The sequence below is a fragment of the Streptomyces sp. NPDC031365 genome, from assembly GCF_055569765.1.
The window spans coordinates 120,056-141,689 of the sequence record NZ_JBVIIM010000018.1; the positions used below are offsets into that span (position 1 = coordinate 120,056).

Below are 21,634 nucleotides of genomic sequence, written 5' to 3' on the forward strand. Positions count from 1 at the left end.
AACGCCCCCCCCCCCCCCCCCCCCCCCCCCCCCCCCCCCCCCCCCCCCCCCCCCCCCCCCCCCCCCCCCCCCCCCCCCCCCCCCCCCCCCCCCCCGCTTTCGCGTTGACACATCGACACCACGGCACCTCGACACGGGGCAGCGGCCGCAACCCACTCCGGTCCCCCGCACCGGAACTGCACACCCCGCCGTTCCCTCCGAACTGTGACGTGTGGCACGATGCTGGCCACCCCCACCGGTACAGCCCTCACAGGAGACACTCCTAGTGCAGCCTTCCGCCGTTCCGGAGCTCGCCCACACGCATGCACGCCCGATCCACTGGGTCGCCACCGCCACGGCCCTCGCCGGTGTCGTGGCCCTGTCCTCGGTCCTGGGACCCGACGCGGCGACCGCTGTCCCGACACCCGGGCCGCAGACGAAGAGCGCCCCGGCACACATCGCCCCGCCCGACCCGGCCGCCGTCGACTTCCCCCTCGAGTGCGGCCGGGTGAAGCCCGTGGTGAAGAAGAAGGCGTCCGGCGACCTCGACGGCGACGGACGGCCGGAGACGGTGGCGGTGGTGCACTGCGACTCCGCGATGGGCACCCCGCCCGACGGTGTCTACGTCGTCACCCAGGCTGCCGGCAGCGCCGAGCCGCGTGTGGTCGCCACCCTCGCCGACCCCAAGGACCGCACCAACGTCGACGACTTCGCCGTACGCGACGGCGAGGTCGCCGCCACCCTGCTCGGCTACTCGACCGCCGATGTGCCCAGTTGCTGCCCCGATGTGCGCGAGAGCGTGAAATGGCGGTGGCGCAACGGCGCGTTCGTACGATCCGTCCCGTCCGGAGCCAAGAACGTGTGATTTGGCGCGAGGTCGCCTCGGGGCGCGCAGGCCGGGATGTGAGAAATCAGACAGTCGTGACGTGCCGTGCCATATCCGTCACCCGGCGTCCGGCCCGTACACCTCGGCCCTGTCCGAAACCCGACGGATGTGGATGCACTCGCCCGGACACTCCTTGGCGGAGTCGATCACTTCGGTGAGGAGCGGCAGCGGTACGGGTGTTGCCGCCCCCGTGTCCTGCAGCAACTCGTCCTGCGGGCTCTTCACATAGGCCAGACCGTCGATGTCCAGCTCGAACACCTCGGGCGCGTACTGGGCGCAGATGCCGTCGCCGGTACACAGATCCTGGTCGATCCAGACCTCCAGGTCCTCGCCGACGACTCCGGCCTCCTGCTGCACGCTCATCCCTCCTGCTGTTTCCTGCGTCGAACCGAACGGGAATCCGGCCAGCTCCGACGGGTGTTGAACACTTCGACCCTACCTTTGCCTGGGTTCCGATCATCTGCGGTGGGTATTCCCCTGGCGTGAGGGAGAGCGCAAGGGTGAAGATCGGACACACCCCGACCGTCTTTGTGATCTAGGGGTTTCAATCGACACCCGCCCAGGTAGGGTCTGGAAGCGTCCAGCTCCCCTTGGAGGAGGTGAGGACCGTGGCAGCCCACGACGACGACATGAACCGCGGCATCCGCCCGGGACGCGGGTCCGACGACCCGGCCGGGCAGATCGCCTACCTTGAGCAGGAGATCGCCGTCCTGCGACGTAAGCTCGCCGACTCTCCGCGACACACGAGGATTCTCGAAGAGCGGATCGTCGAGCTGCAGACCAACCTGGCCGGCGTGTCCGCCCAGAACGAACGACTCGCGGGCACACTCCGCGAGGCACGCGACCAGATCGTGGCCCTCAAAGAGGAGGTCGACCGGCTCGCACAGCCCCCCGCCGGCTTCGGAGTCTTCCTCACGGCGAACGAGGACGGCACGGCCGACATCTTCACCGGCGGCCGCAAGCTACGGGTGAACGTGAGCCCCAGCGTCGAGCTAGAGGAGCTCAGGCGTGGCCAGGAAGTGATGCTCAACGAAGCGCTCAACGTGGTCGAGGCCATGAAGTACGAGCGCGTCGGCGACATCGTCACACTCAAGGAGATCCTCGAGGACGGCGAACGGGCCCTGGTGGTCGGGCACACCGACGAGGAGCGGGTGGTGCGGCTCGCCGAGCCGCTGCTGGACGTCACCATCCGTCCCGGCGACGCCCTGCTCATGGAGCCCCGCTCGGGCTACGTCTACGAGGTCGTCCCCAAGAGCGAGGTCGAGGAACTCGTCCTCGAGGAAGTCCCCGACATCGGCTACGAGCAGATCGGCGGCCTCGGCGGCCAGATCGAGGCCATCCGCGACGCGGTCGAGCTGCCGTACCTCTACCCGGACCTGTTCAAGGAGCACGAACTGCGGCCGCCCAAGGGTGTGCTGCTGTACGGGCCCCCCGGATGCGGCAAGACGCTCATCGCCAAGGCCGTCGCCAACTCGCTGGCCAAGAAGGTCGCCGAGGTCACCGGTGTGGCCGCCGGCAAGAGCTTCTTCCTCAACATCAAGGGCCCCGAGCTGCTGAACAAGTACGTCGGTGAGACCGAGCGGCAGATCCGCCTGGTCTTCCAGCGGGCCCGGGAGAAGGCCAGCGAGGGCACTCCCGTCATCGTCTTCTTCGACGAGATGGAGTCCCTCTTCCGCACCCGTGGCTCCGGTGTCAGCTCGGACGTGGAGAACACCATCGTCCCGCAGCTGCTCGCCGAGATCGACGGCGTGGAGGGCCTGCAGAACGTGGTCGTGATCGGCGCCTCCAACCGTGAGGACATGATCGACCCCGCCATCCTGCGGCCCGGCCGGCTGGACGTGAAGATCAAGATCGAGCGTCCGGACGCCGAGGCGGCCAAGGACATCTTCGGCAAGTACCTCACCGAACGCCTCCCGCTGCACGGCGACGACCTCACCGAGCACGGCGGCGACAAGTCCATGACGGTCCAGAGCATGATCCAGACCGCTGTGGAACAAATGTACGCGGAATCCGAGGAAAACCGCTTCCTGGAAGTCACCTACGCCAACGGAGACAAGGAAGTCCTGTACTTCAAGGACTTCAATTCCGGTGCCATGATCGAGAACATCGTGGGCCGCGCCAAGAAGATGGCGATCAAGGACTTCCTGGAAAAGAAGCAGAAGGGCCTCCGCGTCTCCCACCTGCTCCAGGCCTGCGTGGACGAGTTCAAGGAGAACGAGGACCTGCCCAACACCACCAACCCGGACGACTGGGCCCGTATCTCCGGAAAGAAGGGCGAGCGGATCGTGTACATCCGTACGCTCATCACCGGAAAGCAGGGCGCGGACACCGGACGCTCCATCGACACGGTGGCGAACACCGGGCAGTACCTGTAAAAACCAGGGCGGCTGCGGGTGCCCTCAGCGGGTACCCGCAGCCGACTGTTTTTTGGGCCACGGCTGGAGCACAGCAATTGACGCAAATGATCTCCCCACCAGGGCGAAGGCGTTCTAGGCTCGTCCGTACCGCCGAGTCGCGCAGTGCGGGGACGGGCACCGCACACGCACCGGAGCGCCAGCGGTACAGCAGCGTCCCCGACCGGGGACGCCGCCGGGCAAGGAGGGCCGCATGACCGTACGGCGAGTAATGGGCATCGAGACGGAGTACGGAATCTCCGTGCCCGGTCACCCCAACGCCAATGCCATGCTCACCTCGTCCCAGATCGTGAACGCCTACGCGGCGGCGATGCACCGGGCCCGCCGGGCCCGCTGGGACTTCGAGGAGGAGAACCCGCTGCGGGACGCGCGAGGCTTTGATCTCGCCCGTGAGGCCGCCGACTCCAGCCAGCTCACCGACGAGGACATCGGCCTGGCCAACGTCATCCTGACCAACGGTGCGCGGCTCTACGTGGACCACGCACACCCGGAATACAGTGCCCCCGAGGTCACCAACCCGCGCGACGCCGTGCTCTGGGACAAGGCCGGCGAGCGGATCATGGCCGAGGCGGCGGAACGGGCCGCGCAGCTTCCCGGCGCCCAGCCGATCCACCTCTACAAGAACAACACCGACAACAAGGGCGCCTCCTACGGGACGCACGAGAACTACCTGATGAAGCGGGAGACCCCCTTCTCGGACATCGTGCGCCACCTGACGCCGTTCTTCGTCTCACGCCAGGTCTTCACCGGCGCCGGCCGCGTCGGCATCGGCCAGGACGGCCACGAGCACGGCTTCCAGCTCAGTCAGCGCGCGGACTACTTCGAGGTCGAGGTCGGCCTCGAGACGACGCTCAAGCGCCCGATCATCAACACCCGTGACGAACCGCACGCCGATGCGGAGAAGTACCGGCGGCTGCACGTGATCATCGGCGACGCGAACCTGTCCGAGATCTCGACCTACCTGAAGGTGGGGACGACCGCACTGGTGCTGTCCATGATCGAGGACGGGTTCATCGCGGTGGATCTGGCGGTGGACCAGCCGGTGCGGACGCTGCACCAGGTGTCGCACGATCCGTCCCTGAAGCGACTCGTCACGCTCCGCAGTGGGCGGACGCTGACCGCGGTGCAGCTTCAGATGGAGTACTTCGAGCTGGCCCGCAAGTACGTGGAGGAACGCTTCGGGGCCGATGCCGACGAGCAGACCCAGGACGTCCTCCTGCGCTGGGAGGACACGCTCACGCGCCTGGAGAACGACCCGATGAGCCTGGCCGGCGAGCTGGACTGGGTCGCCAAGCGGGAGCTCATGGAGGGCTACCGGCGCAGGGACGGCCTGGACTGGGACGCCGCCAGGCTGCATCTGGTGGACCTCCAGTACGCCGACGTACGTCCCGACAAGGGCCTGTACAACCGTCTGGTGGCCCGTGGGCGGATGAAGCGCCTGCTGGACGAGGGAGAGGTCGAGAGGGCGCGTACGGCCCCTCCGGAGGACACTCGCGCGTATTTCCGCGGGCGGTGCCTGGAGCAGTACGCGGACGATGTCGCCGCCGCCTCCTGGGACTCGGTGATCTTCGATCTGCCGGGCCGGGACTCGCTCCAGCGGGTCCCAACCCTGGAACCGCTTCGCGGAACGCGTAATCACGTCAAGGAGCTTTTGGACCGCTGCCGCACGGCAGAAGACCTGGTCAGGGTGTTGTCGGGGAACTGAGCGGGTACCGGGGGTACCCGGGAAGGACGGCCGGACAGGGTGGAAAACGCCTGGTCCGGGAATCATCGAGGTGGTCCCCGTACGTTGGAGCAACGACGGGGGCATTGTCGGACCCTGGGAGTAGGGTCTGATCTTGACCGAGCAAGTGTGTCGGGCGAACCGAGCGGGGTGAGGGTGATGGCGACCAAGGACACCGGCGGCGGGCAGCAGAAGGCCACCCGGTCCACGGAGGAGGTCGAGGAGCAGGCGGCGGAGACGCAGGCTTCCGAGGACCTCAAGGAGCGTCAGGAAAAGCTGGACGAGGACGTGGACGACGTCCTGGACGAGATCGACGACGTGCTCGAAGCCAACGCAGAGGATTTCGTTCGATCGTTTGTTCAAAAGGGTGGGGAGTAATTTCACCTTGAATCCAAGGTGAAATCGGGATCCGTGACCGAATAGTCAGGCATCGGGCGCTGTTCGGGGTGAAGCAGCGCTGTCCGGGGCTGCGTTCGCGACGAGCGAGGCCGCGCCGGGCGGTCTCCAGGTGTGCTGCCGGGAGTGCTCTGCCGAGTACTGCCGGCAGCGCCAGGAGGCTCGGTTCCATCGGCATGACCGAAGCCGAGCGTGAGCCTGACGCGATGATCGCCTCTCGGGTGGGGCAGGGCCCTGTGTGTTCTGTCCGGACGCCCCGGCCAAGCAGGTGGATCACTGCCATGAGACGGGTAGGGTCCGTGGCGTACTGTGCTTCAGCTGCAGTGCAGCGCTGGGGCAGTTCAAGGATCGGCCCGATGCCATAAGGCGGGCTGCCGCATACGTGGAAGGAATCGCGTGGAAGCCAACACTCGTAGCACCGGGCGTCTGCCGGCTGCCTTCCTGACGCCAGGGTCCTCCTCCTTCATGGACTTCCTCTCCGAGCAGCAGCCGGAACTGCTGCCGGGCAGGAGGACGTTGCCGCCCGTCCAGGGTGTGATCGAGGCGCCGCACGGGACGACCATCGTCGCCGTCACGTTTCCCGGTGGGGTCGTACTCGCCGGTGACAGGCGGGCCACCATGGGGAACGTCATCGCGCAGCGGGACATCGAGAAGGTGTTCCCCGCGGACGAGTACTCGGCGGTGGGCATCGCCGGTACGGCGGGGCTGGCCGTGGAGATGGTGAAACTGTTCCAGCTGGAGCTGGAGCACTTCGAGAAGGTCGAGGGCGCGCAGCTGTCGCTGGAGGGCAAGGCGAACCGGCTCTCGACGATGATTCGTTCGAATCTGGGCATGGCGATGCAGGGCCTCGCCGTGGTCCCGCTGTTCGCGGGGTACGACGTGGACCGGGAGAAGGGACGCATCTTCTCCTACGACGTCACGGGCGGGCGTTCCGCGGAGCAGGGGTACGCCGCCACCGGTTCCGGGTCGGTCTTCGCGCGCGGTGCGATGAAGAAGCTGTTCCGGGAGGACCTGAGCGAGGCCGAGGCCACCACACTGGTGGTGCAGGCGCTGTACGACGCGGCAGACGACGACTCGGCGACCGGTGGTCCCGATGTCGCCCGCCGGATCTACCCGATCGTCACCGTGATCACCGAGGACGGCTTCCGCCGGCTCACCGAGGACGAGGCGGCCGACATCGCCCGGTCCGTGCTGGAGCGGCGGCTGGAGCAGCCGGACGGTCCGCGGGCCTCGCTGCTGTAGGGCCGCAGGCGGGTTGTTCGGTTGTTTCAGGGTGATCCAGTGACTTCGACAGAAAGGGACGGATAACCGGTGTCGACGCCGTTCTATGTCTCACCTCAGCAGGCGATGGCCGACCGGGCGGAGTACGCCCGCAAAGGCATCGCCCGTGGCCGCAGCCTGGTCGTGCTGCAGTATGCCGACGGCATCGTGTTCGTCGGCGAGAACCCGTCCCGTGCGCTGCACAAGTTCAGCGAGATCTATGACCGGATCGGGTTCGCTGCCGCCGGAAAGTACAACGAGTACGAGAATCTGCGGATCGGGGGCGTGCGATACGCCGATCTGCGGGGTTACACCTACGACCGCGACGATGTGACCGCCCGGGGTCTGGCGAACGTGTACGCCCAGACGCTCGGGACGATCTTCTCGAGCGTGGGGGAGAAGCCGTACGAGGTGGAACTGGTGGTGGCCGAGGTCGGGGAGACCCCGGAGAACGACCAGATCTACCGGCTGCCGCACGACGGCTCCATCGTGGACGAGCACGGCTCGGTGGCGGTGGGGGGCAACGCGGAGCAGATCAGCGGATACCTGGACCAGCGGCACCGGGACGGGATGACGCTGGCGGAGGCGCTGGAGCTGGCGGTGCAGTCGCTGTCCCGCGACACCAACGGCAGTGAGCGGGAGATTCCCGCGGAGCGGCTGGAGGTGGCGGTGCTGGACCGTATGAGGCCGCAGAAGCGGAAGTTCAGGCGCATCGGCGCCAGGCAGCTGGCGCGTCTGCTGGAGGCCGGCGGAGCCGAGACGGCGGCGGAGGCGGAGGACCGCGAGGACGCGGAGACCGACTCCGGCGGTGACGTCGAGTAGGGACCCGGGCCCGCGTCGTGCCTGCGGCGTGGTGGGCGGATGCCTGCGGCGTGCCTGCGGCGCAGCTTTCGGTCGGGTGAGGGCTGGTGCAGCGCCTGCGGTCGGTGGGTGGGGCGGAGCCAGGTCGGGGGTATCCGTCCTCGGACTGGTGCGGAACCGGTGTCCTGGTCGGGTTGAGGGTGCGGACGCGCCAGTCGCTGCGGGCCACCGCCCCCGCCCCGCCCCGTCCCCTTCCCGCCGCGCGCGACCAGCCCCGGCCACCGCCCCCGCACCGACCGCCGTGCGCGGCGGGATGCCCGCCCTCCGTCTCCGCTTCCGCGGGCAGCCGTACCGCCGGGCCGGCCACGGGTGGGCGCGACGGCACCCCTCCGGCGCCGGCTGCGCGACCTCCCCCGGCCCACATCAGCGCAGGGCGCCCCGCAAACGCCCCGGCCCACATCGGTGCGAGGCCCCCGCAAGCCCGGGCCGTACAGCCCACCTCGCCGCGGGGCGTCCCACAAGGACCGGGTGTGCGAAACGTGGCCCCACAGGAGCGGGGGCACCCCTCACCGCACCGGTGCCGTGGATCCCCGTACCACCAGGTCGACCGGGATGTCGCCGGGCGAGGGGACACGGCCCTCCAGCACCGCCAGCAGCGCCCCCATCCCCCGCTCCCCGAACAGCTCCGCGTCCAGACGGACCGTCGTCAGCTCCGGATCGATCGCCGTCGCCAGCGCCAGATCGTCCCACCCGGTGACGGACAGATGTTCGGGAACCCGCAGTCCCAGCCGCCGTGCGGCCTTGTACACGCCCGCCGCAAGCTGATCGTCGTCGCAGACCACCGCCGTCGGCCGGTCCGGTGCCCCGGAGAGAGCCACCTCCGCCGACGCCTCCGCACCCCTGATGGAGATCGGCGCCCGCGCCGTACGCAACGAGGTGCCCGGTACCGCCCGCAGCCGCGCCACCAGCTTCCGCGCGCGTACCTCGAAGGTCCAGGACGCCACGTCCGCCGCCAGGTGGAGGAAGTGACGGTGGCCCAGGCCGAGCAGGTGGTCCGTGACCTGGCGGACACCGTCGGCGATGTCGAGGTTGACCGTGGCCGCGCCGACAGTGCCCCCGGGATCGCTGTCCAGCATCACCAGCGGCAGCTGGTCTCCGCGGATCGCGGTCAGGGCCTCCGCGGCCATGGAGGAGGCGATCACGCCGTCCAGGGCGGCCTGGGCGGACGCGAAGGGGTCGCGGGCTGGGCCGATCCCCTCGGGGGAGGGGTAGAGGACCACACCGAAGCCGTGCTGGGAGGCCACCCGTGCGGCCCCGGTGTAGACGCCCGCGAAGAACTCCGTGGTGAGCGCGGGGACGACCAGGAGCACCGTGCGGGTGCGGCCCAGACGGAGGTTGCGGGCGGCCAGGTTGGGCCGGTAGCCCAGGGTGCGCGCGGCCTCGCGGACGCGCTCCGCCGTGGCCACCGAGACCCGGCCGCGCCACTTCTCGCCGAGGACCAGGGAGACCGCGGCCTGGGAAACGCCGGCGGCCTGGGCGACGTCCCGGCTCGTGGGGCGGGTGCCGGCTCGGGGCATCGTCGGGCCGCTCCTTCGTCTGGACTGGTGAACAGCGGACATGGTACGTATGGAGACCTTAGTTATACGTAACACTTTCCAGTGGAGGCGCCGGAATGGCCACGGGATACCTGGAGATCCTCCGGGCACGGCACGCCACCCGGCTGCTCGTCGGCACGCTCGTGGGACGGCTTCCCAACGCGACCGCGGCCGTCGCGATCGTGCTGTTCGTGCGCGCCGAGGGCGGTACGTACAGCCTGGCCGGCGCCCTGGCGGCGGTGTACGGCGTCGCCAACGCCGTCGGGCAGCCCGTGCTCGGGCGGCTGGTGGACCTGCGGGGACAGCCGCGGGTGCAGCTGCCGGCCGCCGTGCTGTCGGCGCTGGCGATGGCTGTGTTCGCCTTCGTGGGGATCGGGTCCCCGGCGCCGGCCTACGGCGCGGTGGCCGCAGCGGGACTCTTCACTCCGCCCCTGGAGGGCGGACTGCGGGCGCTGTGGTCCTCCGTGCTGCCCAAGGAGGACCATGTCCACCGGGCCTACGCCATGGATGCCGTGGCCCAGGAGGTGATGTTCACCGTCGGGCCGCTGCTGGTGACGGTGTGCACCGCGTTGTGGTCCGCGCAGGCCGCGCTGCTGGTGCTGAGTGTCATCGGGGTACTGGGCGCTCTCTCCGTCGTCGTCTCGCCGCCCTCGCGCGCCTGGCGGTCGGCACCGCGTGAGGCGCACTGGCTGGGTGCGCTGCGCTCGCCGGGGCTGCTCGCGCTGCTGGGTGCCTTCCTGGCCGTGGGGATGGCGTTGGGGTCCATCACGGTGGCGGCCATGTCGTACGCCGACGGGCACGGCGGGGACCGTGTGTACGGCTGGCTGATGGCGGGGATCGGGCTGGGTGCCCTGATCGGCGGTATGGCGTACGGGGCGCGGCAGTGGGCCGGTGAGCCCGCACGGCGGCTTCAGGTGCTGGTGGCCCTTCTGGCGGTGTGCTATCTGCCGTTGATGCTGATGCCCGGCGTAGTGGCCATGACGTTGCTCACCGTGGTTGCCGGGCTCTTCCTGGCGCCGGCCATCGCCTGTGCCTTCGTGCTCGTGGACCGGCATGCGCCGCGCGGGACGGTGACGGAGGCGTTCTCCTGGCTGGTGACGACCTTCACCGTGGGGGCGTCGGTCGGAACGGGCCTCACCGGTCCGGTGGTCGAGGCGGGCGGGGCCCTGTGGGGGTTCGCCGTACCCGGCGCCGCGGGCGGCGTGTCGCTGCTGGTTTTGATCGCCACCGGACGGGTATTGGCAGGTCCCGCCGGACGAGCCGTGGTTGCGGCCCGTTCGGAAAATGATCCGAACCGTGCCCTCGAACCTCGTTTGGGTTCAGGGGATCGGGCGTAATGTTCCCTCATGGACCGCCGCATTTTCGGGCTGGAGAACGAGTACGGCGTCACGTGCACGTTCAGGGGACAGCGCCGCCTGTCGCCTGACGAGGTGGCGCGGTACCTCTTCCGCCGTGTCGTGTCATGGGGCCGAAGCAGCAATGTCTTTCTGCGGAACGGCGCCCGCCTCTATCTCGACGTGGGGTCACATCCGGAATACGCGACACCCGAATGTGACAACGTGACCGAGCTGGTCACCCACGACAAGGCCGGCGAGCGCATCCTCGAAGGACTCCTGGTGGACGCCGAACGACGCCTGCACGAGGAGGGAATCGCGGGCGACGTCTACCTCTTCAAGAACAACACCGACTCGGCCGGAAACTCCTACGGGTGCCACGAGAACTATCTCGTCGCCCGGCACGGGGAGTTCTCCCGGCTGGCGGACATCCTCATCCCGTTCCTGGTCACCCGCCAGCTGCTGTGCGGCGCCGGCAAGGTGCTGCAGACGCCGCGCGGGGCGGTGTACTGCGTCAGCCAGCGGGCCGAGCACATCTGGGAGGGCGTCTCCTCGGCGACGACCCGCTCCCGGCCGATCATCAACACGCGCGACGAGCCCCACGCGGACGCCGAGCGCTACCGCCGGCTGCACGTCATCGTGGGCGACTCGAACATGTCCGAGACGACCATGCTGCTCAAGGTCGGCGCCACCGACCTGGTGCTGCGCATGATCGAGGCGGGCACCGTCATGCGCGATCTCACCCTGGAGAACCCGATCCGGGCGATCCGCGAGGTCAGTCACGACATCACCGGGCGCAGGAAGGTGCGCCTGGCCAGCGGCCGGGAGGCGTCCGCGCTGGAGGTGCAGCGCGAGTACTACGAGAAGGCAGTGGACTTCTGCGAGCGCCGGGGCATCCGCACCGGCACCGTCGAGCAGGTGCTGGAGCTGTGGGGCCGCACGCTGGACTCGATCGAGTCCGAGGACCTCGACCGCATCGGCACCGAGATCGACTGGGTCATGAAGTACAAGCTCCTGGAGCGGTACCGGGCCAAGCACAACATGACCATGTCGCACCCCCGGGTCGCGCAGATAGACCTCGCCTACCACGACATCCACCGCCGGCGGGGCCTGTACTACCTGCTGGAGAAGAGGGGACAAGCCGCCCGGATCTGCAACGATTTGAAGATCTTCGAGGGCAAGTCCGTACCGCCGCAGACCACTCGGGCCCGGCTGCGGGGCGACTTCATCCGGCGGGCCCAGGAGCAACGCCGGGACTTCACCGTCGACTGGGTGCACCTCAAGCTCAACGACCAGGCCCAGCGCACCGTGTTGTGCAAGGACCCGTTCCGTTCGGTGGACGAGCGGGTGGAGAAGCTGATCGCCGGAATGTGAGCAGGGCGTTCCGCCAGGGATCGGAAGAATTCCCGGAACGTCACACGGGCGCCGTACGTTACACCGTGCGGCGCCCTCGTCACGCCGTAGAGTTGCGCGGACGCCATCCACAAGATCGATGATTACGAGGCCCCCACCGTGCGCCGACGCTCACTTCTCATTGCCGTTCCCGCTGGACTGGCCACCCTCGCCGCGTGCGGGGACGACAAGTCCGAGTCGGGCAAGGCCAGCGACAGCGCGTCGCCCTCGGCGCCGGAGGCGTCCGCCGCGCCGCCGCCGAAGATCGTCGACGGTCCCCTGCCGGCGATCACGGCGGGTACGAAGTTCGGGGAGAAGCCGACGGTGGCCAAGGGCAGCGGTGACCCCTCCAAGGACCTCGCGGTCAAGACGGTCATCGCGGGCGGCGGCAAGACGGTCGCCGAGAACGACTTCGTCGTGGCCCACTACCTGGGCCAGGTGTGGAGCACCGCGAAGGTGTTCGACAACTCCTACGACCGCAAGAGCCCGCTGGCCATCCAGCTGGCTCAGGGCACCATCATCGACGGCTGGCGGTACGCGCTCACGGGCAAGAAGACCGGCAGCCGCGTCCAGATGGCCGTCCCGCCCACCTGGGGATACGGCGAACAGGGCAACGAGCAGGCGGGCATCAAGGGCACCGACACGCTGGTGTTCGTGGTCGACGTGCAGGACGCGTTCAACGCCAAGAGCTCCGCCAAGGGCAGCGAGGTGGCTCAGGACAACAAGGACCTGCCCAAGGTCGGGACCAACACCGACGGCAAGGCTCCCTCCATCGAGGTGCCCGACACCGATCCGCCGAAGAAGCTCGTGTCGAGCTACATCCTCGAGGGCGACGGCGAGGAGGTCGGCGCCGACAACAGCGTCCTCGTGCAGTACAAGGGCGTGCTGTGGGACGGGGAGAAGGAGTTCGACTCCACCTACGGCCGGGGGCAGCTGACGTCGTTCTCGCTCCAGCAGGTCGTCAAGGGCTGGGCGCAGGGACTCACCGGCAAGAAGGTCGGCAGCCGGGTCCTCATCGTCATCCCGCCGGAGCTCGGCTACGGGGAGAACCCGCCGCAGGGCAGCGACATCAAGAAGGACTCCACACTGGTCTTCTCGGTCGACATCCTCGCGAAGCTGTGACGCCGTGGGGATGTAAGACTGTGCGTGTTCGCCTTTCCGCAGACAAGCAGGAGCGTTAGACGTGAGCATCGACAAGCCCGAGATCGACTTCCCGGGCGGCGAGCCCCCGGCGGACCTCGAGATCAAGGACATCTGGGAGGGCGACGGCGAGGTGGCGCAGGCGGGCCAGACCGTCACCGTTCACTACGTCGGCGTGGCGTTCAGCACGGGCGAGGAGTTCGACGCCAGCTGGAACCGTGGCACCCCGTTCCGCTTCCCGCTCGGCGGCGGCCGGGTCATCAAGGGCTGGGACCAGGGCGTGCAGGGCATGAAGGTCGGCGGCCGCCGTCAGCTGACCATCCCCGCGCACCTCGCCTACGGCAACCAGAGCCCCACTCCGGCGATCAAGCCCGGTGAGACCCTGATCTTCGTGGTCGACCTGCTCGGCGTCTGATCCGACCGGAGCCGATCGTCCAGGGCCCATGCCTGTCCGGGCATGGGCCCTCGGCTTTTGCCGCGCCGCCGCGGGGCTGTACGGTCATCGCTCGTAAGCACCATAGGGAGGCGGAGCGCGTCGATGGCCATTGCCAAGGCCGAGCGGCTGATGAATCTGGCGCTGTGTCTGCTCGGGACCCGGCGGCCGCTCAGCAAGCGCGAGCTGCGTGATTCCATCGAGGCGTACGTCGAGGCATTCAGGCCGGGAAACGGCGTGGCGGGCTCGGACGACTCCTTCAACCGCATGTTCGAGCGGGACAAGGACGATCTGCGCGAACTCGGACTGGTCATCGAGACCGTCGAGAACCTCGACGGCGAGACCGGCTATCTCGCCCGTCGCGACAGCAACCGGCTGCCCCCCATCACCCTCGACGCCGAGGAGGCAGCGGCCCTCGGGCTCGCCGCCAAGGTGTGGCAGCAGGCCCGGCTCGCCGGAGCGGCCAGCGGCGCCCTGCAGAAGCTGCGTGCGGCGGGCATCCCCGAGGACGTCGACCCGTACGGTTCCCATGGTGCGCTCGAACCGCGCATCCCCGTGCACGAGGCGGCGTTCGAGCCGCTGATGCTGGCCTGCCGCGACCGCCGGCCGGTCGTCTTCGACTACCGCAAGGCCAACGCCGCCCAGCCCGAACAGCGGCATGTCGAACCGTGGGCACTGGAGTGCTGGCGCGGCCACTGGTATCTGGCCGGCTGGGACCGGGACCGCGGCGCCGAGCGGGTCTTCCGGCTCTCCCGGATCACCGGCAAGGTGCGCTCGCGCAACGGACGGTTCACCGTCCCGGTGCCGGACGTCGTCACCGTACGGGAGACCGTGGCGAGTTGGGCCGGGGAGACCGCGGACCGCTCGGCGCGTATCCGGCTGCGCTCCGACGCCGGTTACCCCCTTCGGGCGAAGGCCACGGCGGTCCGGGAACTCGGTGACGGCTGGGACGAGTTGGAGATTCCGTACGGGCACGGCCTGGATGCCTGGCTGGTGGAGTTCGGACCGGACGTGGTGGTCCTGGAGCCCGCCGAGCTGCGGACCGATGTGGTGGACCGGCTGCGTGCCGTGGCCAAGGGCTGAGGGGGAGCGGACAAGAACGTGGCAGGCAAACCGGTCAGGCCCGTGAACGCCATCGACCAGACCCGGCGGATGCTCTCCCTGGTGACGTATCTGCGCGAGCGCCCCGGCGCCCGGATCGAGGACGTGGCGCGCGCCTTCGGCATCACCGAGGACGAGCTGGTCTCCGACCTCGACGTGCTGCCCATGTGCGGCACCAGCTTCCGCGGCGGCGATCTGCTGGACATCGACACCGACGGCGAGCGCATCTGGTGGCACAACCCGGCCGCACTCGGCGCGGACGCGGCCGAGCCGCTGCGCCTGGCCGCCGACGAGGCCACCGCCCTTCTGGTGGCCGCCCGCGCCGTGGCCACCCTGCCCGGACTGCGCGAAAGCGACCGGCAGGCGCTGCTGCGCGCCACCGCCAAGGTGGAGACCGCGGCCGGTGAGGCGGCCGGTGCCAGCTCCCGGCTCTCGGTGACCTTCGAGTCCGAGGGCGGCGTCTTCGCCGACGTCGACCGGGCCATCGCCGAGCGCCGCAGACTGTGGATCCGCTACTACTCGCCCGCGCGCGACGAGGTCACCGAGCGGGAGATCGACCCCATCCGCCTGGTCAGCGTCGGCCACACCTATGTGGAGGCATGGTGCCGCCGCTCGGAGGCACGCCGCACCTTCCGGCTGGACCGGGTCGCCGAGATCAGGATCCTCGACGAGCCGTCCGCGCCGCCCGAGGTCGAGTTGCGGGACCTGTCGGAAGGCCTGGTGCAGCCCGCGGCCGAGGACCCGGAGGTCGTGGTCGAGGTCGCGCCGGGCGGGCGTTGGGTCGCCGAGTACTACCCGCACGACAGCGCGGATGAGCTTCCCGACGGCGGACTGCGTATCACTTTGCGCACACCCGAGCCGGCCTCGTTGAGGCGGCTGGCCCTGCGGCTCGGCCGCGACGGCCGCATCGTCGAACCGCCCGAGCTCGCCGACAGCGCCCGGTATGCCGCCCGCGAGGCACTGGCGGCGTACGACGGGGTCGAGGCCGCCGGATGAGCGGCCGCACCTCGGGCGCGGTGCGGGCAGCCGGTGGGGTACGGGCAGGACGACAGGCAGGAGCGAGGGCTTTGAGCGAGTCGGCGACCCCTGGGACGCGGGGCATGACGGCGGCGTCCGCGTTCGCCGGGATGAGAAGCGTGACCCCGGTGATGTTCCGGGCGGGCTGCCCGGACTGCCGGGAACGTTTCGAGCTCGCCGCGGGTGCGCTGCGGCTGGCCATCGGGGCGAGCAGTCGTACCACCTTTTACTCCTTCACCTGCCCGCGGTGCGGGGTTGCCGTCCGGAAGCCGGCGGGGGAGCGGATCGTGGAGCTGCTGACCGGGGGCGGGGTCCGGACGCTGCGGCTGCACTCGACCGTCTAGGCTCGCCCTCATGTTCTGGCCGATGTTCGCGGTTGCCGTGGGGTTCCTGGGTGTACTGGTGCTCGGGGTGTTCGCCGTCCGGGTCTTCGTCGAGGCGGAGCGGCTCGGCAGGCAGGTCACGGACTCGGCCCGGCGGATCAGCCGGGCCGCGGAGGACCTGGAGCGGGCGGCGGGGAGTGCGGCGCGGTCTGCCGAGGCGCTCTGAACGGTCCGGGCCCCCTTCGCCGGGTCGGCGCGTGCCGGGCTGCGGTGTGTCGAGGGAGCTCGCAGGCGGCCCCGGGTGCTCGGTCCGGTCGCCCTGCGCGGGGGCGGACCGAGGTGCGCGGCCCGGCGCTGGCTTGGTGCCTCATCCGCTCTCGGCTTCGCCCGAGCGGGAGGTGCCCCCGTCGTCCTGCGGCGCGACTGCCCGCAGGAGCGGAGGCTCGGCGGGCGTGCGGCCTGTCGACCCAGGGGGCGCGGCGGGTACGCTGCTGAGCGCGGCCCGGAGAACGAGGCGCGGACCGCGGACGGGAGTACGCACGGGGATTGCCGGACGTTCACCCCTGAGCGTTACGATCGCTGCCAGCACCGTCGTTCGGGCGCATGTCCGACCGGTCGGACAGCTACCCACCCACCCGCCTCGGTGAGAAGGTAAAGACTTATGGGACGGCTCGGACCTACCGAGATCATTCTGATCCTCGTCGTCATCATCCTGCTGTTCGGCGCGAAGAAGCTCCCGGACATGGCGCGGTCGCTCGGCAAGTCCGCGCGCATCCTCAAGAGCGAGGCCAAGGCGATGAAGGACGACAACAAGTCCTCTGCCCCGGCCGATCCGCCGGCCACCGGCGAGCAGCCCCCGGCACAGCGCACCATTCAGGCGGCCCCCGGCGACGTGACCAGCTCCCGCCCGGTCACCGAGCCGACGGACACGACCAAGCGCTGACGCAGGGCCGGTGACCTCCGGCCCGCCGCACGAGATGGGAACGTGGGTTGCTCAAGTCTGCCCGCAAACACGAAAGGGATCCCGAGGGGCGCATGCCTCTGGTGGAACACCTTCGTGAGCTGCGCAATCGTCTCGCCAAGGCCGTTGTCGCGATTGTCCTGGTGATGATCGTGGCCGCGTTCTACAGCGAGCAGCTCATGCAGTTCCTCGCGGAGCCGGTGCCGAAATGCGAGGACCTGGCGAACAGCGACGGCGGCAACTGTGCCATCGTCTCCTTCAACACGCTGACGTCACCGTTCACCACGACGATCAAGGTGAGCCTCATGGCCGGCCTGATCGTCTCCAGCCCTGTGTGGCTCTACCAGCTCTGGGCCTTCATCGCCCCCGGACTGCACAAGCACGAGAAGAAGTACACGTACGTCTTCGTCGCGGCCGCGGTTCCGTTGTTCGTGGGCGGCGCCTACCTGTCGTACGTCATCCTCCCCGTCAGCATCAAGGTGCTGCTCAGCCTCACACCCGGGGGATCGGCCAACATCCTCTCGCTCGACGAGGTGCTCGACTTCACCATCAGGATGGTGCTGGTCTTCGGTCTGGCCTTCGAGCTTCCCCTGCTGCTCATCATGCTGAACATGGTCGGCATCGTCTCCGGCCGCCGCATGATCGGCTGGTGGCGCGGTGTCGTCATGGGCGTCTTCGTCTTCGGCGCGGTCGCGACGCCCACCACCGATCCGGTCGGCATGATCGCGCTCTCGGGGCCCATCGTCGTCCTCTACTTCGTCGCTGTGGCGATCTCGCTGCTCAACGACAAACGACGGGCCCGCAAGGAGTCCGAGGGCCCCGACGACGACGAGGCCTCCGAGCTGGATCTCACACCCGAGCCCATCGAAACGGTGGAGCCCGTGGCCGCCCTGCCCGAGCAGACGACCAAGGACCGGGTCAACGGTTATGACGACGTGACCTGAGGACCGCCTCGCAGCTCATAGGGTCACTCCCGTGACCAGCGAGATCACCCTCTTCGTCAACCCCACCGCGGGTCGCGGCCGGGGCGCCCGCGCGGCGCTGCCGGCCGCTTCCGCGTTGCGGGACGCCGGCTTCTCGGTGCGGACCGTCCTCGGTGACGACCCGCGGGACGCCCTGGCCCGGGCGCGTGCCGCGATCGAGCAGGGCACGGGCGCGCTGGTCGCCGTGGGGGGCGACGGCATGGCGAACCTCGCCCTGCAGGCCGTCGTCGGCACCGGCACTCCGTTCGGCCTGGTCGCCGCCGGAACCGGCAACGACTTCGCCCGCGCGCTCGGCATGCCGTTGCGGGAACCGGCCGCCGCGGGCCGGATGATCGCCGATGCCCTCAAGTGCGGCCGGGTCCGTGACATCGACCTCGGCCGGATCGGCGACCGCTGGTTCGGCGCCGTGCTCGCCTCCGGCTTCGACTCCCGGGTCAATGACCGCGGCAACCGGATGCGGCTGCCGCTCGGGCGCTTGAAGTACGACGTCGCGATGGTCGCCGAGCTGGCCGCCTTCCGGCCGCTGCCGTACCGGATCACTCTCGACGGCGGTGAGGTCCGCGAGGTCGAGGCGACGCTGGTGGCTGTCGGGAACGGGCCGTCGTACGGCGGCGGCATGCGGATCTGCCCTGGCGCGGATCTCACCGACGGGCTGTTCGACATCACGGTGGTGGGCGACTGTGGCCGGGCCACGCTGCTCAGGGTGTTCCCGAAGGTGTACCGGGGGACGCACGTCGGCCACCCCGCGGTCACCGTGCTGCGCGCGGCGAGCGTCGAACTGGCCGCCGAGCAGGTCACCGGCTATGCGGACGGCGAGCCGGTGGGCCCGCTGCCGCTGACCGCGCGGTGCGTACCGGGCGCCCTCCGAGTCGTCGGCCCCTGACCCGGCAGCCCGCGCTGCGCACCGGGACGGTTCCCGATAATGATCGTCCTGTTGTCGGTGCGGCCCGGTACGCTCGAAAGCACGATGACAGACGATCTCTCACCGGCCGAGCGGTACGCGGCAGCACGCAGGCGCGCTGCCGAGCAGGCCACCGCGCTCGCCTCCTTCCGCGAGATGTACGACTTCGGCCTCGACCCTTTCCAGATCGAGGCCTGTCAGGCGCTCGAGACGGGGAAGGGCGTGCTGGTCGCCGCGCCCACCGGCTCAGGAAAGACGATCGTGGGCGAGTTCGCCGTCCACCTCGCCCTCGGCCAGGGCAAGAAGTGCTTCTACACGACACCCATCAAGGCGCTGTCGAACCAGAAGTACGCCGACCTGTGCCGCCGCTACGGCACGGAGAAGGTGGGCCTGCTCACCGGCGACAACAGCGTCAACTCCGAGGCTCCGGTGGTCGTGATGACCACCGAGGTGCTGCGGAACATGCTGTACGCAGGATCACAGACCCTCCTCGGCCTCGGCTATGTGGTGATGGACGAGGTGCACTACCTGTCCGACCGTTTCCGAGGTGCCGTCTGGGAGGAAGTGATCATCCATCTCCCCGAGTCGGTGACCCTGGTGTCCCTGTCGGCGACGGTGTCGAACGCCGAGGAGTTCGGCGACTGGCTGGACACCGTCCGCGGTGACACCCAGGTGATCGTCTCCGAGCACCGGCCCGTGCCGCTGTTCCAGCACGTGCTCGCCGGACGCCGCCTCCACGACCTGTTCGAGGAGGGCGAGGGCCACAAGAAGGCCGTCAACCCCGACCTCACCCGCATGGCGCGCCTGGAGGCGAGCCGCCCCTCCTGGGGCGACCGCCGGCGCGGGCGGGGCAACACGCGCGAGGCCGACCGGGAGCGGGAGCGCCGACAGCGTTCGCGCGTGTGGATCCCGAGCAGGCCCGAGGTCATCGAGCGCCTGGACGCCGAAGGCCTGCTGCCCGCCATCACGTTCATCTTCAGCCGCGCCGCGTGCGAGGCCGCGGTCCAGCAGTGCCTGTACGCGGGACTGAGGCTCAACGACGAGGAGGCGCGGCTCCAGGTGCGCTCACTGGTCGAGGAGCGCACCTCCTCCATCCCGGCCGAGGACCTGCACGTCCTGGGTTACTACGAGTGGCTCGAAGGCCTGGAGCGCGGCATCGCGGCCCATCACGCGGGCATGCTGCCGACGTTCAAGGAGGTCGTGGAGGAGCTGTTCGTGCGCGGTCTGGTGAAGGCCGTGTTCGCGACCGAGACCCTCGCCCTCGGTATCAACATGCCCGCCCGCTCGGTGGTGCTGGAGAAGCTCGTCAAGTGGAACGGCGAGCAGCACGCCGACATCACCCCGGGCGAGTACACCCAGCTGACGGGCCGGGCGGGCCGGCGCGGCATCGACGTCGAGGGCCACGCGGTGGTGCTGTGGCAGCGTGGCATGAACCCCGACCACCTGGCGGGACTGGCCGGCACCAGGACATATCCGCTGCGGTCCAGCTTCAGGCCCTCGTACAACATGGCGGTCAACCTGGTCGAGCAGTTCGGCCGGCACCGCTCGCGCGAACTGCTGGAGACGTCCTTCGCGCAGTTCCAGGCGGACAAGTCGGTCGTGGGCATCTCGCGCCAGGTGCAGCGCAACGAGGAAGGGCTGGAGGGCTACAAGGCCTCCATGACCTGCCACCTCGGCGACTTCGAGGAGTATGCGGGGCTGCGCCGGGAGCTGAAGGACAGGGAGACCGAACTGGCCCGGCAGGGCGCGGTGCAGCGGCGCGCGGAGGCCGCTGTCGCGCTGGAGAAGCTCAAGCCCGGTGACGTCATCCACGTACCCGCCGGAAAGTTCGCGGGGCTGGCTCTGGTTCTCGATCCGGGGCTGCCCGCGGGCCGTTCGGGCGGGCACCGGGGTGTGGAGTACCACGACGGTCCGCGTCCGCTGGTGCTGACCGCCGAGCGGCAGGTCAAGCGGCTGGCGTCGATCGACTTCCCGGTGCCGGTGGAGGCGCTGGAGCGGATGCGGATCCCGAAGTCCTTCAATCCGCGTTCGCCGCAGTCCCGTCGGGACCTTGCCTCCGCCCTGCGCACCAAGGCGGGGCACATCCCGCCGGACCGGCACCGCAAGAAGCGTTCCCAGGCGGCGGACGACCGGGAGATCGCGCGGCTGCGCAAGGCGCTGAGGGCGCACCCGTGCCACGGCTGCCAGGACCGTGAGGACCACGCCCGCTGGGCCGAGCGCTACCACCGGCTGGTGCGCGACACCTCGCAGCTGGAGCGCCGTATCGAGGGCAGGACGAACACCATCGCCCGCACCTTCGACCGGATCGTCGCCCTGCTGACCGAGATGGACTATCTGCGCGGCGACGAGGTCACCGAGCACGGCAAGCGGCTGGCACGCCTGTACGGCGAACTCGACCTGCTGGCCAGCGAATGTCTGCGCGAGGGCGTCTGGGAAGGGCTCGCCCCGGCCGAACTCGCCGCCTGCGTTTCGGCGCTGGTGTACGAGGCCCGGGTGGCCGACGACGCGATGGCGCCCAAGCTGCCCTCGGGCAAGGCCAAGGCGGCGCTCGGCGAGATGGTGCGCATCTGGGGCCGGCTGGACGCCCTGGAGGAGGACTTCCGGATCAGCCAGACCGAGGGGGTGGGCCAGCGCGAGCCCGACCTCGGCTTCGCCTGGGCCGCCTACATGTGGGCCTCGGGCAAGGGCCTGGACGAGGTGCTGCGCGAGGTGGAGATGCCGGCCGGTGACTTCGTGCGCTGGTGCAAGCAGGTCATCGACGTGCTCGGGCAGATCTCGGCCGCGGCACCGGCCGTCGAGAGACCGACGGTCGCCAAGAACGCCCGCAAGGCGGTCGACGCACTGCTGCGCGGCGTGGTCGCCTACTCCTCCGTGGGCTGACCGAAGCCGACCGATACCGCCACAAAGCCCGGTGCGCCCCGCGCGCGCCGGGTTTGTGCGTTCCACTGCGCCGTGTGGGCCGTATCGTCGGCCCGCCCGATGGGCAGGATGAGGT

At 69.6% G+C, this 21,634-nt stretch carries 20 protein-coding genes and 1 pseudogene; 19 read left to right on the forward strand and 2 right to left on the reverse strand.

Annotation, left to right across the window (positions count from 1 at the left end; all coding sequences use genetic code 11):
• Positions 1-265 precede the first annotated feature (265 nt).
• The gene (locus ACZ5C2_RS24925) at positions 266-844 is read left to right on the forward strand and encodes a hypothetical protein (RefSeq protein WP_468794927.1); all 579 of its coding nucleotides are present in this window, start codon (positions 266-268) and stop codon (positions 842-844) included.
• A 78-nt stretch (positions 845-922) separates the two neighbouring features.
• Here the strand turns inward: ACZ5C2_RS24925 and ACZ5C2_RS24930 are convergent, their stop codons facing one another.
• On the reverse strand, positions 923-1,228 hold the full coding sequence (locus ACZ5C2_RS24930; protein WP_468794930.1) for a ferredoxin: 306 nt from the start codon (positions 1,226-1,228) through the stop codon (positions 923-925).
• A gap of 245 nt (positions 1,229-1,473) precedes the next feature.
• On the opposite strand from ACZ5C2_RS24930, the gene arc reads away from it, so the two are divergent.
• The 6 genes from arc to prcA all read left to right on the forward strand — a co-directional run bounded on the left by arc (position 1,474) and on the right by prcA (position 7,480).
• Positions 1,474-3,240 (forward strand): proteasome ATPase, encoded by a 1,767-nt coding sequence (arc, locus tag ACZ5C2_RS24935; protein WP_468794933.1) that lies wholly within the window; start codon positions 1,474-1,476, stop codon positions 3,238-3,240.
• Between the two features lie 232 nt (positions 3,241-3,472).
• Positions 3,473-4,984, forward strand: a complete 1,512-nt coding sequence (gene dop / locus ACZ5C2_RS24940) for a depupylase/deamidase Dop (RefSeq protein ID WP_468794936.1) — start codon at positions 3,473-3,475, stop codon at positions 4,982-4,984.
• Between the two features lie 177 nt (positions 4,985-5,161).
• A complete protein-coding gene (locus tag ACZ5C2_RS24945) occupies positions 5,162-5,380 on the forward strand; it encodes a ubiquitin-like protein Pup (RefSeq protein WP_468794939.1) in 219 nt (72 codons plus the stop codon).
• A gap of 286 nt (positions 5,381-5,666) precedes the next feature.
• The gene (locus ACZ5C2_RS24950) at positions 5,667-5,843 is read left to right on the forward strand and encodes an endonuclease domain-containing protein (protein ID WP_468795047.1); all 177 of its coding nucleotides are present in this window, start codon (positions 5,667-5,669) and stop codon (positions 5,841-5,843) included.
• Positions 5,795-6,640 carry a proteasome subunit beta gene (gene prcB / locus ACZ5C2_RS24955; protein ID WP_468794942.1) on the forward strand — a complete coding sequence of 282 codons (846 nt, stop codon included), beginning with the start codon at positions 5,795-5,797 and terminating at the stop codon, positions 6,638-6,640. The genes ACZ5C2_RS24950 and prcB overlap by 49 nt, the downstream gene beginning before the upstream one ends.
• A gap of 69 nt (positions 6,641-6,709) precedes the next feature.
• Positions 6,710-7,480 carry a proteasome subunit alpha gene (prcA, locus tag ACZ5C2_RS24960; RefSeq protein WP_468794945.1) on the forward strand — a complete coding sequence of 257 codons (771 nt, stop codon included), beginning with the start codon at positions 6,710-6,712 and terminating at the stop codon, positions 7,478-7,480.
• 545 nt (positions 7,481-8,025) lie between these two features.
• Here the strand turns inward: prcA and ACZ5C2_RS24965 are convergent.
• On the reverse strand, positions 8,026-9,036 hold the full coding sequence (locus tag ACZ5C2_RS24965) for a LacI family DNA-binding transcriptional regulator (RefSeq protein ID WP_468794947.1): 1,011 nt from the start codon (positions 9,034-9,036) through the stop codon (positions 8,026-8,028).
• 95 nt (positions 9,037-9,131) lie between these two features.
• Here ACZ5C2_RS24965 and ACZ5C2_RS24970 point away from each other — a divergent pair, with 95 nt between their 5' ends.
• From ACZ5C2_RS24970 to ACZ5C2_RS25025, 12 genes and pseudogenes are all read left to right on the forward strand, one after another.
• On the forward strand, positions 9,132-10,391 hold the full coding sequence (locus tag ACZ5C2_RS24970) for an MFS transporter (RefSeq protein WP_468794950.1): 1,260 nt from the start codon (positions 9,132-9,134) through the stop codon (positions 10,389-10,391).
• 9 nt (positions 10,392-10,400) lie between these two features.
• Positions 10,401-11,762: a Pup--protein ligase gene (pafA, locus tag ACZ5C2_RS24975; RefSeq protein ID WP_468794953.1), complete on the forward strand. Its 1,362-nt coding sequence runs from the start codon at positions 10,401-10,403 to the stop codon at positions 11,760-11,762.
• 138 nt (positions 11,763-11,900) lie between these two features.
• Positions 11,901-12,902 (forward strand): FKBP-type peptidyl-prolyl cis-trans isomerase, encoded by a 1,002-nt coding sequence (locus ACZ5C2_RS24980; RefSeq protein WP_468794956.1) that lies wholly within the window; start codon positions 11,901-11,903, stop codon positions 12,900-12,902.
• Between the two features lie 61 nt (positions 12,903-12,963).
• The gene (locus tag ACZ5C2_RS24985; RefSeq protein WP_030835713.1) at positions 12,964-13,335 is read left to right on the forward strand and encodes an FKBP-type peptidyl-prolyl cis-trans isomerase; all 372 of its coding nucleotides are present in this window, start codon (positions 12,964-12,966) and stop codon (positions 13,333-13,335) included.
• A gap of 123 nt (positions 13,336-13,458) precedes the next feature.
• Positions 13,459-14,436: a helix-turn-helix transcriptional regulator gene (locus ACZ5C2_RS24990; RefSeq protein WP_468794959.1), complete on the forward strand. Its 978-nt coding sequence runs from the start codon at positions 13,459-13,461 to the stop codon at positions 14,434-14,436.
• A gap of 18 nt (positions 14,437-14,454) precedes the next feature.
• Positions 14,455-15,447 (forward strand): annotated as a pseudogene (locus ACZ5C2_RS24995) (helix-turn-helix transcriptional regulator); the annotation flags it as partial.
• Positions 15,448-15,554: 107 nt separating this feature from the next.
• Positions 15,555-15,815, forward strand: a complete 261-nt coding sequence (locus ACZ5C2_RS25000; protein WP_468794962.1) for a hypothetical protein — start codon at positions 15,555-15,557, stop codon at positions 15,813-15,815.
• A 10-nt stretch (positions 15,816-15,825) separates the two neighbouring features.
• Positions 15,826-16,020: a hypothetical protein gene (locus ACZ5C2_RS25005; RefSeq protein WP_468794965.1), complete on the forward strand. Its 195-nt coding sequence runs from the start codon at positions 15,826-15,828 to the stop codon at positions 16,018-16,020.
• A 435-nt stretch (positions 16,021-16,455) separates the two neighbouring features.
• Complete coding sequence (tatA, locus tag ACZ5C2_RS25010; RefSeq protein ID WP_145870252.1) at positions 16,456-16,737, forward strand: Sec-independent protein translocase subunit TatA; 282 nt, start codon at positions 16,456-16,458, stop codon at positions 16,735-16,737.
• Positions 16,738-16,829: 92 nt separating this feature from the next.
• Positions 16,830-17,699, forward strand: a complete 870-nt coding sequence (gene tatC / locus ACZ5C2_RS25015) for a twin-arginine translocase subunit TatC (RefSeq protein WP_468794969.1) — start codon at positions 16,830-16,832, stop codon at positions 17,697-17,699.
• Between the two features lie 31 nt (positions 17,700-17,730).
• The gene (locus tag ACZ5C2_RS25020; RefSeq protein WP_468794972.1) at positions 17,731-18,621 is read left to right on the forward strand and encodes a diacylglycerol kinase; all 891 of its coding nucleotides are present in this window, start codon (positions 17,731-17,733) and stop codon (positions 18,619-18,621) included.
• A gap of 39 nt (positions 18,622-18,660) precedes the next feature.
• A complete protein-coding gene (locus tag ACZ5C2_RS25025) occupies positions 18,661-21,519 on the forward strand; it encodes a DEAD/DEAH box helicase (protein WP_468794975.1) in 2,859 nt (952 codons plus the stop codon).
• Positions 21,520-21,634: the final 115 nt, after the last annotated feature.